General features: G+C 69.1%; 11 protein-coding genes. 8 read left to right on the top strand and 3 right to left on the bottom strand.

Features of this window, described 5'->3' with window-relative positions; translation table 11 throughout:
• Positions 1-158: 158 nt before the first annotated feature.
• Positions 159-623 (bottom strand): hypothetical protein, encoded by a 465-nt coding sequence (locus tag J2X21_RS10255; protein WP_310328043.1) that lies wholly within the window; start codon positions 621-623, stop codon positions 159-161.
• A 166-nt stretch (positions 624-789) separates the two neighbouring features.
• Between J2X21_RS10255 and J2X21_RS10250 the strand changes: the two genes are divergently transcribed.
• Positions 790-2,019 carry an MFS transporter gene (locus J2X21_RS10250; protein WP_310328041.1) on the top strand — a complete coding sequence of 410 codons (1,230 nt, stop codon included), beginning with the start codon at positions 790-792 and terminating at the stop codon, positions 2,017-2,019.
• Here the strand turns inward: J2X21_RS10250 and J2X21_RS10245 are convergent.
• Positions 2,000-3,343, bottom strand: a complete 1,344-nt coding sequence (locus J2X21_RS10245; protein ID WP_310328039.1) for an ATP-binding protein — start codon at positions 3,341-3,343, stop codon at positions 2,000-2,002. The two genes, J2X21_RS10250 and J2X21_RS10245, sit on opposite strands and share 20 nt — an antisense overlap.
• A complete protein-coding gene (locus tag J2X21_RS10240) occupies positions 3,333-3,998 on the bottom strand; it encodes a response regulator transcription factor (protein ID WP_310328035.1) in 666 nt (221 codons plus the stop codon). The genes J2X21_RS10245 and J2X21_RS10240 overlap by 11 nt, the downstream gene beginning before the upstream one ends.
• Positions 3,999-4,290: 292 nt before the next feature.
• Between J2X21_RS10240 and J2X21_RS10235 the strand changes: the two genes are divergently transcribed.
• The 7 genes from J2X21_RS10235 to J2X21_RS10205 all read left to right on the top strand — a co-directional run bounded on the left by J2X21_RS10235 (position 4,291) and on the right by J2X21_RS10205 (position 14,782).
• Positions 4,291-7,119 carry a TonB-dependent receptor gene (locus tag J2X21_RS10235; RefSeq protein ID WP_310328032.1) on the top strand — a complete coding sequence of 943 codons (2,829 nt, stop codon included), beginning with the start codon at positions 4,291-4,293 and terminating at the stop codon, positions 7,117-7,119.
• A 67-nt stretch (positions 7,120-7,186) separates the two neighbouring features.
• A complete protein-coding gene (locus J2X21_RS10230; RefSeq protein ID WP_310328031.1) occupies positions 7,187-8,551 on the top strand; it encodes an alpha-amylase family glycosyl hydrolase in 1,365 nt (454 codons plus the stop codon).
• A gap of 108 nt (positions 8,552-8,659) precedes the next feature.
• The gene (locus J2X21_RS10225; RefSeq protein ID WP_310328029.1) at positions 8,660-10,183 is read left to right on the top strand and encodes a tryptophan halogenase family protein; all 1,524 of its coding nucleotides are present in this window, start codon (positions 8,660-8,662) and stop codon (positions 10,181-10,183) included.
• Positions 10,177-12,216, top strand: coding sequence for a glycoside hydrolase family 97 protein (locus tag J2X21_RS10220; protein ID WP_310328027.1), 2,040 nt, complete (start codon positions 10,177-10,179; stop codon positions 12,214-12,216). Before J2X21_RS10225 ends, J2X21_RS10220 begins: the two co-directional genes overlap by 7 nt.
• Positions 12,217-12,219: 3 nt before the next feature.
• On the top strand, positions 12,220-13,419 hold the full coding sequence (locus J2X21_RS10215) for a sugar MFS transporter (RefSeq protein WP_310328026.1): 1,200 nt from the start codon (positions 12,220-12,222) through the stop codon (positions 13,417-13,419).
• Complete coding sequence (locus J2X21_RS10210) at positions 13,419-14,060, top strand: MurR/RpiR family transcriptional regulator (protein WP_310328022.1); 642 nt, start codon at positions 13,419-13,421, stop codon at positions 14,058-14,060. Before J2X21_RS10215 ends, J2X21_RS10210 begins: the two co-directional genes overlap by 1 nt.
• Before the next feature lie 173 nt (positions 14,061-14,233).
• Positions 14,234-14,782, top strand: coding sequence for a TOL_0243 family YfiR-like periplasmic protein (locus J2X21_RS10205; protein ID WP_310328020.1), 549 nt, complete (start codon positions 14,234-14,236; stop codon positions 14,780-14,782).
• Positions 14,783-14,785: the final 3 nt, after the last annotated feature.

Genomic DNA, 14,785 nt, shown 5'->3' with positions numbered 1-14,785 from the left:
CGCCGCGAGCATCGCCGTCCCCTCGGGCGCTTCGGCCGGACACATTGAGCCCGGTGGGCTCGATGTGCCTGCCGAAGCGCGGCGGCCACGGGCCGCCGCGCGGTCCCGGCTGGAAACGCGCGCGTCCAGCGCCGCGGGGCCAGACGAGGGGCTAACGATTAGCGCCGCCTGTGCGGTTGCTCGTGCACCGCGTCGAGGAACTCGGCCAAGGTCTCGTGGCACGGTCCTTCGGGGCACAGGAACAGCCCTTCCGCCTCGGCCGGCACATCGGTCGGGAAACCCAGCGCGCTCAGCGTGTTGACCGCATCGCCGCACAAGGCCAGCGTGCGGCCGCAGCGCCAGGCCATCTTCAGCAGCGCCTGCAGGCGCGCGCAGCCGGTGGGCGCGGCCCAGACGTCGGAGTTCAGCACGACCAGGCCGTCGGCCCAGTCGGCCGCGGGCGGCGGCTCGCCGAAATCGTCATCCAGCCGCCAGCACAGCAGGCTGACTTCGTCGGTCTGCAGCGCCTCCAGGTCGTCGGCATAGCGGTTCATGACCTCGGCCGTGCCGATCACGCAGATCAGTACATCGGTCGCCTTAGGTCCCCCCGGCGTCAGCCGGGGCGGGCAGTCCGTCTCAGACATGGTTGTCTCCGCGTGATGCTCATGACCGCACTGTCTGCCTGCCCCGTGCGGGTGGGCGTGAGCAGCCGGCGTGACGCCACGTAGGACAACGCGCCGAGACAAAACGAATTGAAACGACACGGGGCTGCTGCCAGTTCCGGGCCGCCCGTCGCGGACACTGGCTCTCATGCCCGCCGCCACAGCCACCGCCGCACCGCCACCCGGCTTCACGCCCTACCAGCGCTTCGCCACCGGCCTGCTGACGCTGCTGCAGTTCGCCGTCATCCTGGACTTCATGATCATGTCGCCGCTGGGCGCCATGATCATGCCGGCCATGTCCATGACGGCCCAGCAGTTCGGTCTCGTGGTCTCGGCCTACGCGTTCAGCGCCGGCGCCTCCGGCATCCTGACGGCCGGCTTCGCGGACCGCTTCGACCGCAAGAAGCTGCTGCTGTTCTTCTACGCCGGCTTCCTGCTGGGCACGCTGTGGTGTGGGCTGGCCACCAGCTTCGAGTCGCTGCTGGCCGCGCGCATCGTGACCGGCCTGTTCGGCGGCGTCATCGGCTCCATCGTCATGGCCATCGCGGCCGACCTGTTCGAGCCCGCGCTGCGCGGCCGCGTGATGGGGCTGCTGCAGGGCGGCTTCGCGGCCAGCCAGGTGCTGGGCCTGCCGTTCGGCCTGTACCTGGCCACGCGCTGGGACTGGCATGCGCCCTTCCTGGCGCTGGTGGCCTTCGGCGCCGTGGGCGGGTTGCTGATCGCGTGGCGCATGCAGCCGGTCGACGCCCACCTGAAGCTGCGCAGCGACCGCAGCGCCTTCGCGCACCTGTGGCACACCGTCGCCAACCGCCGCCACCTGCACGCCTTCGTCATCACGGCGCTGCTGACGATCGGCGGCTTCATGCTGATGCCGTTCGCCAGCGCGTTCTCGGTGCACAACGTGGGCATTGACCTGGACCACCTGCCCATCGTCTACCTCGTCACCGGCATCAGCACGATGTTCGTCGCGCCGCTGGTGGGGCGGATGGTGGACCGCTTCAGCCCGCTGCCGGTGTTCCTCGTGGGCAGCGCCATCACCATCGTCATGGTGGCCATCTACACGCGGCTGGGGCCGTCGTCGCTGACGACGCTGGTGGTCGTCAACGTCATCCTGTTCGCCGGCATCTTCTCGCGCATGGTGCCGTGGCAGGTCGTCGTGGCCGCCATCCCGTCGCCCGAGCAGCGCGGCGCCTTCACGGCCATCAACGCGGCGCTGCAGCAGCTGGCCGGCGGTGTCGCGGCGCTGGTGTCGGGCCACATCGTCGTCATCGCGGCCGACGGCCGGCTGGAGCACTTCCCGTGGGTGGGCAATGTGCTCATCGCCACGACGCTGATCGTCTGCGTGCTGTTGTGGCGGCTTACGCGAACTCCACGCTGACCAGCAGGCCGCGGCCGTCGGGCCCAGCGTCCAGCCGGATGGCGGCGCCGTGGCGCGCCGCGGCGCGTTCCGCGATCGCCAGACCCAAGCCGCTGCCGCTCTCGTCCTGCCCGGGGATGCGGTAGAAGCGCTCGAACACGCGCTGGCGCAGCCCCTCGGCAATGCCGGGGCCCTGGTCGCTGATCGTCAGCGTGCAGCCGCCCTGCGCGCGCGCCGCCAGCCGCACCGCGATGCGGCCGTTCTCGGGCGAATACTTGATCGCGTTGCCGATCAGGTTGTCCACCAGTGCCCAGATGCTCTCCTGGTGCAGCGGCCGCTCGCACGGCGCGTCGGCATGGAAGTCGATGTCGATGCCGCGCTGCAGCGCCAGCGGCGCGGCGGCGGCGAGGCGGTCGCGCACCAGCGTCTCCAGCGACAGCAGCGGCAGCGCCACGTCGTCGCCGGCATCGGAGCGAGCCCGCTCCAGCGACAGCAGTTGCTGCACCAGGTGATTGGCCCGCGCGACACCGTCGCGCAACCGCGCGCCGGCCTCGGCGTCCGCGCCGCGGTTCTGCAGCAGATGGGCGTTGATCTGTATGGCGGCCAGCGGCGTCTTGAGCTCGTGGGCCGCGTCGGACAGGAACTCGTGCTCGTGCTCGATGCGCCGGCGCAGCCGCGCCATCAGGTGGTTGATGGCCACAACCAGCGGCGACAGCTCGCGGTAGGGCGAGACCGGCAGCGGCGTCAGGTCTTGCGCCGAGCGGTTCTCGATGACGGCCGCGAACGCGCGCAGAGGCTTCAGCCCCATGCCGATGATGAACCAGGCCGGCAGCAGCAGCAGCGGCAGACTGAAGATGGTGGAGCGCAGCAGGAAGCTGACGCCCGAGTAGCTCAGCATCCAGCGGTCGTCCACCTCGTGGCTGCGCTCGACGGCGATACCGCTGGCCGCATCGCGTTCCACGGCCTGCACCCAGGCATTGCCCTCGTGCTGCGTGCCGGGCAGCGGCAGCGCGTCGGGCAACTCGGGCAGCGAGTTGTAGAGCAGCTCGCCGCGCTGCCACACGCGCACGCGCACCTGCGAGTGGTAGTCCAGCTGGCGGAACATCTCGGCGCGCACGGCCTCCAGCGCCGCAGCGGCCTCGCGCACGCGGCCGGGCTTGTCGGCCACGTCGGCCAGGTGCATCAGCAGCTCCCGCGCATGGGCCGAGTTCTCGCTGGCGGTGCGCGAGCGCTGCGTCTCGCGCGCCTCCCAGGCCACGTAGATGAAGCCGCACAGCGCGACGAACAGGATCACGCCGCTGAAGCCCAGCAGCAGGCGCTTGAACAGCGACTGCTCAGGTCGCACGTTCTGCCTGCAGCATGTAGCCCACGCCCCGCACCGTGCGGATGTGGCCGTCACCGATCTTCTTGCGCAGGTTGGAGATGTGCACGTCCAGCGTCGCGCCGTCGCTGTAGGGCAGCACGCGCTTCTCCAGCTCGGCCCGCGTCAGCACGCGGTCGCTCTGCTTCATCAGTGTCAGCAGCAGCGCGTACTCGGTCTTGGACAGCGTGACGGCCGTGCCGTCCACCGTCACTCGCATGCGCTTCTCCTCCAGCGCGAGGGTGCCGTTGCTCCACAGCGCCTCGGCCTCGCCCTGCGCGCCGCTGCGGCGCAGGATGGCGCGCAGCCGCACCAGCAGCTCGGGGATCTCGAAGGGCTTGATGAGGTAGTCGTCGGCGCCGTTGTCAAAGCCCTTGAGCCGGTCCTGCAGGCCGTCGCGCGCGGTGATGATGAGCACGGGCACGGTCAGGCCCGCGGCGCGCATGCGCTTGAGCACCTCGTTGCCGTCGCCGTCGGGCAGGCCCAGGTCCAGCAGCACGGCGTCGAAATCCTCGGCCTGCAGCCGCGCCACGGCATCGACGGCCATGCGCACCCAGACCACCTCGTGGCCCTCGTCCTTGAACACCGACAGCAAGGCCTGGCCGATGTTGAGGTCGTCTTCGATCAGATAGATCTTCACGGCGAAAAGTCTAGCGGTGGCGGCCCGTCCTGTGGCCTGGGCGAAACACGCAATCCGCCATCCCATCGGCCGACAACCGCGATGGATAAAGGCCACACGCCCATTCTTCAGATCTGCTTCAGCCGGGAACGAAAGTTGTCTTTAGGGATTCTTCAGTGGCTCACGCTCCGGATTGCGCGGGGTGGCGCCAGCCCGGAGCATCGCGGCCGTTCGCTCAACACATCGGACTCGCGACCCGGTGCACCTGCGACGAACCCGGACCCGACCACTACAACATTCGAGAGGCAAACCCATGGCACACCTGCCAGCCGCACGAGCGCCGCGCCAGCCGCGAGCGCGCGGGCTCCACCCCATCGCCAACGCCTGCGTGCTGCTGCTCATCGGCAGCAGCGCCGCCCAGGCGCAAGAGGCCCCCACGCCGCAGACGCTGGACACCGTCGTCGTCACCGGCATCCGCAAGGGCGTCGAGGACGCCATCGCGACCAAGCGCAACAACACGTCCATCGTCGAGGCGATCTCGTCGGAGGACATCGGCAAGCTGCCCGACGTGACGGTGGCCGAGTCGCTGGGCCGCGTCAGCGGCATCGCGGTGCAGCGCAGCAAGGTCAACGGCAAGGCCGCCGGCGTCAGCGTGCGCGGCATGGCGCCGGCCTTCGGCGGCTCGCTGTTCAATGGCCGCGAGGTGGCCTCCACCAGCGACGCGCGCAGCCCCGAGTTCGACCTGTTCCCGGCCGAGCTGCTCAGCAGCATCCTGATCTACAAGACGCCCGACGCCAGCCTGGTGGGCCAGGGCCTGTCTGCGACCGTCGACATGCGCACCATCCGCCCGCTGGACCACGGCAAGCGCACCATCGCCGCCAACGCGCGGCGCGAGCGCATCGGCGTGGACTCCGGCGTGGAGGTGGGCGAAGGCAACCGCTACAGCCTGGTCTATGTGGACCAGTTCGCCAACCGCACGCTGGGCGTGGCCGTGGCGCTGTCCAGCCTGCGCGAGGACAACGGCGGCGAGCACCGCTTCGACAGCTGGGGCGGCTGGGCGCCGCAGATCGACCACAACGGCCAGCAGGTCACCGTGCCGGGCGGCTTCAAGTACGAGACGCAGCGCCGCCAGAGCACGCGCGACGGCGCGGTCGTCACGCTGCAGTACAAGCCCAACATCGAGTTCAAGACCACGGCCGACATCTTCTATGGCGCCGGCACCGAGAAGACCAAGCAGACCGGCCTGGAAGGCGCCATCGCCTTCGGCGCCGGCATCTACGACCCCAACGGCCAGCTGAGCAACGCGACCATCTCGGGGGGCGTGGCCACCAGCGGCACCATCAACAACTACAAGGGCGTGGTGCGCAACCACATGTTCTCGAACAAGGACCGGCTGCTGTCCCTGGGGCTGAACAGCGAGCTGCGCACCGGCGACTGGCGCTGGGAGGTGGACGCGGCGCACTCGCGCGGCGAGAAGAACATCTCCAACTTCGAGACCACGGCCGGCCAGCCGGGCAATGTGCCGCAGTCCAGCCTGGCAACCATCAGCTGGACCGGCTTCAACGGCAGCAACTTCGCCGACGTGAAGTACACGACCAGCGGCAACTTCGCCGATCGCAACTTCGCGCTGCTGACCGACGTGGACGGCTGGGGCGGTGGCCCCGCCACGCCGCAGGCCGGCTATGCGGCGCTGCCCACCATCGCCGACAAGGTCACCAGCCTGCGCTTCACGGCGCACAACGACCTGGAGTGGGGCCCCATCGTGGGCAGCCGTTTCGGCATCAACCTGAACAAGCGCGACAAGTCGCGCCTCGGCGATGAAGGCCGGCTGTCCGTGCTGAACGGCAGCGACGGCTATGCAGGCGTGAAGATGCCCGGCGAGGGCACGGCGCTGGCGGGTGCCTCCGGCATCTCGGTCGCGTCCTGGGACCCGACCGGCTCGCTGGGCAGCATCTATGCGCTGAACCGCTGGGTGGACGCGACGGTGCTGTCGCGCAACTGGACCGTGGGCGAGAAGGTGGCCACCGCCTACGCCGTGGCCGACGTAGCCGGTGATCTGGCCGGCCTGCCCTACACCGGCAACATCGGCGTGCAGCTGGTGCACACCAGCCAGACCGCCAGCGGCAACCAGGTGGACCTGGCCAAGTGCACGGGCATCACGGTGGAGACCTGCCCCTACGTCGTGCGCACCGACGGCACCAGCTACAACCATCTGCTGCCGTCGTTGAACCTGACCTTCGATCTGGGCAGCCAGCAGCTGCTGCGCATCGGCGCCGGCAAGCAGGTGGCGCGCGCCAACCTGGACAACATGAAGGCCAGCCTGGACTTCAGCGTGCAGACCGCCACGGCGCTGCAGCCCGCGCTGACCGGCTTTGCCGGCAACCCGCGGCTCAAGCCCTACGCGGCCAAGGCGCTGGACGTGTCGTACGAGAAGTACTTCGGCAAGCACGGCTACGTGGCGCTGGCCGGCTTCTTCAAGAAGCTGGACAACTACGTCATCAACTCGCCGCGCCAGTTCGACTTCAAGCCCTACACCAGCCCCACGACGCCGCTGCCGGCCACCGGCCCCTACGCCGGCTCGACGGTGGGCTTCCTGACGCAGCCGGTCAACGGCAACGGCGGCAACATGCACGGCTTCGAGTTCACGCTCAACCTGCCGGGCAGCATGCTGCACCGCTGGCTGGACGGCTTCGGCACGCAGGTCAGCCACTCCTACACCGACAGCTCCATCCGCCTGCCCACGGCCGGCTTCGTGTCGCCGCAGAACGGGCCGGTGTTCAGGGACTCGGTCGCCGAGATCGGCCTGCCGGGCCTGTCCAAGAACGTCACGACGCTGCGCCTGTACTACGAGCGCGCCGGCTTCCAGCTCGCCTGGGCCGCGCACAAGCGTTCGGACTTCATCGGCCAGATCCTGGACTACCGCAGCGACTCGCAGTTCACCTTCATCAAGGGCGAGACCATCGTCGGCGCGCAGGTGGGCTATGAGTTCCAGAGCGGCTGGCTGAAGGGCCTGTCCGTGCTGCTGCAGGGGCACAACATGACCAACGAGCCCTTCCAGGAGTACACGACGGACCGCAACATCGTGACCAACAAGGTGGTGTACGGCAAGACCTACCGCCTGGGCCTCAATTACAAGTATTGAGCCTTTGACGCAGCGCCCGCGCCGTCAGGCGCCGGGCGCTGCCCTCTCTGCATTGACGCCCTCCATCGTGACCACATCCATTCGCGCGCTGGCCGCCGCGCTGCTCGCCTGCGCCGCCTCCTCGTTCGCCGCGCCGTCGCTGCCCGTCGACCAGCCCAAGCCCTATGTGCACGTGCAGCACCCGGCCTGGGCGCGCAGCGCCACCCTCTACCAGATCAACACGCGCCAGTTCACGCCCGAAGGCACGTTCAAGGCCGCCGAGGCTCAGCTGCCGCGGCTGCAGCAGCTGGGCGTGGACATCCTGTGGCTGATGCCCATTCACCCCATCGGCGAGAAGCACCGCAAGGGCAGCCTGGGCAGCCCCTACGCGGTGAAGGACTACCTCGCCGTGAACCCCGAGTTCGGCACGCTGGCCGAGTTCAAGTCCTTCGTCGCCACCGCGCACCGGCTGGGGCTGAAGGTCATCCTCGACTGGGTGGGCAACCACACGGCCTGGGACAACGTGCTGGTGACAAAGCACCCCGACTGGTACGACCGCGACGAGCACGGCGGCTTCCGCCCCACGCCCTGGTACGACTGGGACGACATCATCGACCTCGACTACGCCAAGCCCCAGCTGCGCCGCTACATGACCAACGCGATGCTGTACTGGGTGCGCGACGTGGGCGTGGACGGCTACCGCGTGGACGCTGCCGGCCTGTCGCCGCTGGACTTCTGGGAGCAGGCCGCGAAGGAGCTGCGCGCCGTGAAGCCGGTGTTCCTGCTGGCCGAATGGGAAAGCCGCGACATGCACGCGCGCGCCTTCGACGCCAGCTACTCCTGGACCTGGTGGGACGCGATGAAACTCATCGCCGAGGGCCGCGCCGATGCGACCTCGCTCTACCCCTATTACGCGTGGCACCGCAAGTTCTACCCGCGCGAGGCCTACCGCATGCTCTACACGACCAACCACGACAAGAACGCGTGGGAGGGCACCGAGCAGGAGATCTTCGGCGCCGCGGCGCAGGCCACCACGGTGCTGAGCTTCATCAGCGAAGGCATGCCCATGATCTACAACGGCCAGGAGGCCGGCCTGGCCAAGCGGCTGGCCTTCTTCGAGCGTGATCCCATCGCGTGGAAGGACGGCGCGCCCGAGGGCGAACTGCTGAAGCGTCTCATCGCGCTGAAGAAGCAGCACAAGGCCTTGTGGAACGGCGCCGACGGCGCCGTGATGGAGCCCATTGCCAACAGCGCGCCCAAGCAGGTGTTCAGCTTCCAGCGCGGCAACATCGTCGGCGTGTTCAACCTGTCGGCCAAGCCGGTGGACGTCACGCTGAAGGGCTCGCGCCAAGTAGGCCGCTTCACGGACTTCAGCAACGGTGCTGCGGTGACGATGAATGACGGCAGCACGCTCAGCCTGCCGGCCTGGGGCTGGCGAGTGCTGGTGAAGTGACACCGATGAAATCCAAAGGCAACCACGGAGTCACAGAGACACAGAGAAACAGCAGCTTGGCTTCCTCTGTGACTCCGTGCCTCCGTGGTTGCATTTCCGAGCCCTGAAATGCAGCAACACAACCTCCAACGCATCGTCATCGTCGGCGGCGGCACCGCCGGCTGGATGACGGCCGCCGCGCTGGCGAAGGTGACGAACGGCCGCGTGGCCATCCAGCTGGTCGAGTCCGAGGAGATAGCCACCGTGGGCGTGGGCGAGTCCACGATCCCGGCCATCCGCCACTTCAACCAGCTGCTGGGCATTGACGAGAACGAGTTCATGCGCGAGACGCAGGCGACGTTCAAGCTGGGCATCGAGTTTCGTGACTGGGGCGCGGTCGGCGACCGCTATGTGCATGCCTTCGGCCAGATCGGCCACCGCTCCAGCATCCTGCCCTTCCACCACTACTGGCTGCGCATGCAGCACGCCGGCCGCGCCAGCGACCTGTGGAGCCACTCCATCAACGCCGCCGCGATGGCCGGCCACCGCTTCATGCGCGCGGACACCAGCCAGGGCCACTCGCCGCTGGCCGAGATCGTGCACGCCTTCCACGTCGACGCCGGCCTGTACGCGCGCTGGCTGCGCCGCTACGCCGAGCAGCGCGGCGTGCAGCGCATCGAGGGCCGCTTGCTGGACGCGCAGCTGCATGCCGAGACCGGCCATGTGACCCACATCCGTCTGGCGGGTGATCGCCAGATCGCCGGCGACCTGTTCATCGACTGCTCCGGCTTTCGTGGCCTGCTCATCGAGCAGGCGCTGAAGGTGGGCTACGAGCACTGGAACCACTGGCTGCCCTGCGACCGCGCGGTTGTCGTGCCCAGCACGTCGGGGCCCGACCTGCTTCCCTTCACGCGCGCCACCGCGCGCCCGGCCGGCTGGCAATGGCGCATCGGCCTGCAGCACCGCGTGGGCAACGGCCATGTCTACAGCAGCGCCGCGATGGGCGACGACGAGGCGGCCGCGCTGCTGCTGCGCAACCTTGACGGCGAGCCACTGGCCGAACCGCGCGTGCTGCGCTTCGAAAGCGGTCGCCGTCGCAAGACCTGGCACCGTAACGTCGTCGCGATCGGCCTGTCGTCGGGCTTCATCGAGCCGCTGGAGTCCACATCCATCCACCTGGTGCAGACGGCCATCGCGCGGCTGATCCACTTCTTCCCCGACCGCGGTTTCAACCCGGTCGACATTGCCGAGTTCAACCGCCAGAGCGAGTTCGAGACCGAGCGCATCCGCGACTTCCTGGTCCTGCATTACCACGCCACCACGCGCAGCGACAGCGCGTTCTGGAACCACGTGCGAACGATGGATGTGCCGCAGACCTTGAAGGACAAACTGGACCTGTGGCGCACCGCCGGCCGCATCGTCCGCCACGGCGACGAGCTGTTCTCCGAGGTGGGCTGGCTGCAGCTGCTGCTGGGCCAGGGTCAGCGCCCTGCCGCCCACCATCCGCTGGCCGAAGCCCTGTCCGAGCAGGAAATCGCCGACTATCTGGATGACGCCCGGGCGGTCATCCAGCGCTGCGTGGCGCAGATGCCTTCCCACGCCGACTTCATTGCGGCCCATTGCGCCGCGGCCCAGGAGCCCGTTCCATGCTGAAGCGATTGCTCTGCCTGTTGTCCTTTGTCTGCTGCACCAGCGCGCACGCCGACGAGACGCTGGCCACCGTCACCTCCCCCAACAAGCAACTCGCCGTCACGCTGCAACTGACCGGCGAGGGTCGCCTCTCCTATCGCGTCGATCGCGCGGGCAAGCCCCTCGTCAACGCGTCGCGCCTGGGCCTGCTGCTGACCAACGCCCATCAGCTGGATGGCGGCTTCAAGCTCGTGAGCCAGAGGACCACCGAACGCGACGAGACCTGGGAGCAGCCCTGGGGCGAGAGCCGCCGCGTGCGCAGCCACTACCGCGAGCTGGCGGTGGAGCTGAGCCAGCCGGGGCAAGGCGACCGTCGCATGGCGCTGCGCTTTCGCGTGTTCGACGACGGATTCGGCTTCCGCTACGAGCTGCCCGCGCAGAGGCAGCTGCCCATCGCCCGCATCAGTGACGAGCTGACCGAGTTCGACATCGCCGAGCCCGCCACCGCCTGGTGGACGCCGGCCGGCGAAGCGCTGGTGCTGGAGTACGTGACCCAGCGAGCGCCGCTGGCCGAGCTGGGCCTGGCCAACACGCCGCTGACGATGCGCACGCAAAGCGGCCTGCACCTGGCGCTGCACGAAGCCGCGCTGGTGGACTACGCGTCGATGTGGGTGCGCAAGGTCGGCGGCCAGAAGCTGCGCGCGCAGCTGGCGCCCAGCAGCCAGGGCGCCACGGTGGAGCGGCGCGGCGCGTTCACGACGCCCTGGCGCACGCTGCGCGTGGCCGAGTCGGCCGGCGCGCTGTACGAGTCCAACCTGGAGCTGAACCTGAACGAGCCCAACCAGCTGGGCGACGTGAGCTGGTTCAAGCCGGGCAAGTACGCGGGCGTCTGGTGGGAGATGCATCTGAACCAGTCCACCTGGTCCAGCGGTCTCACGCATGGCGCGACGACGGCCAACGCGAAGCGCCACATCGACTTTGCCGCGAAGCACGGGTTCGGCGGCGTGCTGGTGGAAGGCTGGAATGTCGGCTGGGACGGCAACTGGGTGGGCAGCCAATCGGCGATGGACCACACGAAGGCGATGCCGGACTTCGACCTCGCGGCCGTCACCGCGTACGCCAAGGCCAAGGGCGTGAAGCTCATCGGCCACCACGAGACCGGCGGCAACATCGCGCGCTACGAGCAGCAGATGGACGCGGCCTACGCGCTGTACGCCAGGCACGGCGTGGACGTCGTCAAGTCCGGCTATGTGACCGATGCCGGCACGGCGCAGTTCGCGAACGCGGACGGCAAGGGCACGCACTTCGGCTTCACCGAGTCGCAGGCCGGCGTGCGCCACATGCTGAAGGCCGTGCAGCAGGCTGCGAAGCACAAGATCGCCATCGACACGCACGAGCCGGTCAAGGACACGGGCCTGCGCCGCACGTACCCGAACTGGGTGTCGCGCGAGGGCGCGCGCGGCCAGGAATTCAATGCCTGGGGCGACCCCATCAACCCGGTGGACCACGAGGTCAACCTCGTGTTCACGCGCATGCTCAGCGGCCCCATGGACTACACGCCCGGCGTGCTGAGCCTGAACGGCGCCGGCAACCGCAAGCTGAACTCCACGCAGGCCAAGCAGCTGGCGCTGTACGTGGTGCTGTACTCGCCCGTACACATGGTGCCGGACCTGATCGCCCACTACGAGCGCTGGCCCAAGGCCTTCCAGTTCATCAAGGACGTGCCCACCGATTGGGAAACCACCAAGGTCATCCACGGCGAACTGGGCGAGGTGGCCACCATCGCCCGCAAGGACCGCCGCAGCGACGACTGGTATGTGGGCGCCGTCACCAACGGCGACAGCCGCCGGCTCACGCTGCCGCTGGGCTTTCTGGACCCCGGCCGCCGCTACCGCGCCGAGATCTACCGCGATGGCGACCAGGCCGACTACCGCGATGAGCAGCGCCGCTTCGACCTCGTGACCGAGCAGGTCACCGTGCAATCCACCGACACGCTGCCGCTGCGCCTCGCCCCCGGCGGCGGCCAGGCGATCCGCTTCACTCCTTTACCCAGGTAAGCCATGTCCGCTCCCTCCTCTGCCCTGCCCGCGTCCAGCGCGGGCAGCCGGGCACCTCTTGCCATCGTCACGCTGCTGTTTTTCATGTGGGGCCTGCTGACGGCCTTGAACGACGTGCTGATCCCGCACCTGAAGGCGCTCTACACGCTGAGCTATCTGCAGGCCATGCTGGTGCAGTTCTGCTTCTTCGGCGCCTACTTCCTCGTGTCGCTGCCCGCCGGCCGGCTGATCCAGCGGCTGGGCTACCAGCGCGGCGCCGTGGCCGGCCTGGTGGTTGCGGCCATGGGCTGCCTGCTGTTCCTGCCGTCGGTGCATGCGGGCTATGCGCTGTTCCTGGCCGCGTTCTTCGTGCTGGCCGCCGGCATCACGGTGCTACAGGTGGCCGCCAACCCCTATGTGACGGCGCTGGGTGATCCGCGCACGGCGTCCAGCCGGCTGACGCTGACGCAGGCCTTCAACTCGCTGGGCACGGCCGTCGCGCCGGCCTTGGGCGTGCTGATCCTGCCCGAGGGCAGCCGCGGCGGCGTGCAGATGCCCTACCTGGTGCTGGCCATCGCACTGCTGGTGCTGGCCGGGCTGTTCGCGCTGGCGAGGCTGCCGCGCATCGCCGACGAGGCCACACCGGCCACGCAGCCGGCCTGGGCCACGGCGCAAGCCCACCCGCACCTGCTGTGGGGCGTCGTGGCCATCTTCCTGTACGTGGGCGCCGAGGTCAGCATCGGCAGCCTGCTGATCAACTTCATCGAGGAGGCCGCCGGCATGACCACCGCCCAGGCCTCGCCCTACCTCAGCCTGTACTGGGGTGGCGCGATGGTGGGGCGCTTCGTCGGCGTGGCGCTGATGCGCGTCATGGCGCCGGGGCGGCTGCTGGCCGTGCACGCCGCACTGGCCGTCGCGCTGATCGCCGTGGGCGTCACGACGCACGGGCAAGTCGCGATGTGGGCGCTGCTGGCCGTGGGCCTGTGCAACTCCATCATGTTCCCCACCATCTTCAGCATGGCGGTGCACCGCCTGGGCGCGCACACCGCGCAGGGCTCGGGCCTGCTGTGCATGGCCATCGTAGGCGGTGCGCTCGTGCCGCTGCTGCAAGGGTATGCGGCCGACGTCATCGGGCTGCAGGCCTCGTTCGGTGTGCCGGCGCTGTGCTACCTGGGCATTGCGGCCTACGGTTGGGCCAACGCCAGGCTGTTCCAACAAGGCTGATGAGCACCCTGTGCGCCCAGATCCGCGCCGCGCGGCTGACGCGCACCGAGCGCCGCGTGGCGGACGTGGTGCTGGCCAACCCGGCAGCCGCCTTGCGCACCGCGACGGCGCGGCTGGCGGAGGCGGCGCAGGTCAGCCAGCCGCAGGTCATCCGCTTCTGCCGCGCGCTGGGTTTCGACGGCGTCAGCAGCTTCAAGCATGCGCTGGCCGCCAGCCTGGGCGGCGTGGCGACCGACCCGGGCCACCCGCTGCTGACGCGCAGTCTGCAGGCGCTGGCGCATGTGGATCCCCACCGCCTGGCCGACGCAGCGCGGCTGCTGGCCCGGGCCCCACGCATCGACGTGTGGACCGATGTGGACCGTGCACCGCTGCAGGATCTCGCGCTGGGCATGCTGTGGCGGCTGGGCCTGCCTGCCCGGCCGGCGCAACCCGCGGCACGCGCACCCGTCTCTCTGGCGCTGGGCGCATCCGCCCCGTGGGGCGCAGCGACGACGGTGCTGATCACCGAGCAACCCCAGCCTCGTGCCGCGGCGCTGCAACTGGTCACCGGCAACGAATGCGCGGCGGCGCCCACGCTGCTGGCCACGCTGATGCTGCAGCTGCTACTGGCGGAGATCGCCCAAGATCAGTGCGCGATCTAACGTCGCCACGCGTTGCCGATGGGTAGCCGCTGAGCTATCGTGCAGCGACCACGGAAGCCCGGAGGTCGCATGGGTCTGTCGCCAAGCCGGTTGTGCTGTATCGCAGCAGCCGCCGCATTGGCAGATCGTTGCCGCCGGCCCCTGAGCCCATTGCAGCGCCAGGCGCCGGGCCGATGACGATGCTGCTTCGCCGCTCCGTGTTGCTGGCCCTCGCCCTGGGCTGCGCGGCAGCGCGGGCCGCCGGCGATGACGATGGCAACGTGGAATACCAGGTCAAGGCCGCCTTCGTCTGCAAGTTCGGCAACTACATCGACTGGCCGCCACATGCGCTGGGCAACGGCGGCGAGCCTTTTCGCATCGGCGTGCTGGCCAGCATCGGGGTCGTGGAGGAGTTCCGCCGCACGGCGGCGGCCAGTTCGGTGGGCGGCCGGCCCGTGGACGTGAAGCGCCTGTCGCGCGGCGAGTCGCTGGACGGGCTGCATGTCGTTTTCGTGTCGCGCGGCATGTCCGCTCACACGGCCGACGTCATCGCCGCGTCGCAAGGGCGCCCTGTGCTGACCGTCACCGAGCTTGACCCGGGCGGCGCCACTGGCATGATCAACTTCGTGGTCATCGACGACAAGGTTCGCTTCGATGTTCTGTTAGCGCCAGCGGTGCAGAGCGGGCTCAAGATCAGCGTTCGCTTGCTTGGCGTGGCCAGGCGCGTGGAAGGTAGGTCCTAGCAT

It is taken from the genome of Roseateles asaccharophilus, assembly GCF_031458115.1.
Lineage (GTDB): Bacteria > Pseudomonadota > Gammaproteobacteria > Burkholderiales > Burkholderiaceae_C > Pelomonas > Pelomonas asaccharophilus_A.
This window is presented reverse-complemented; position numbering and strand designations above follow the sequence as displayed.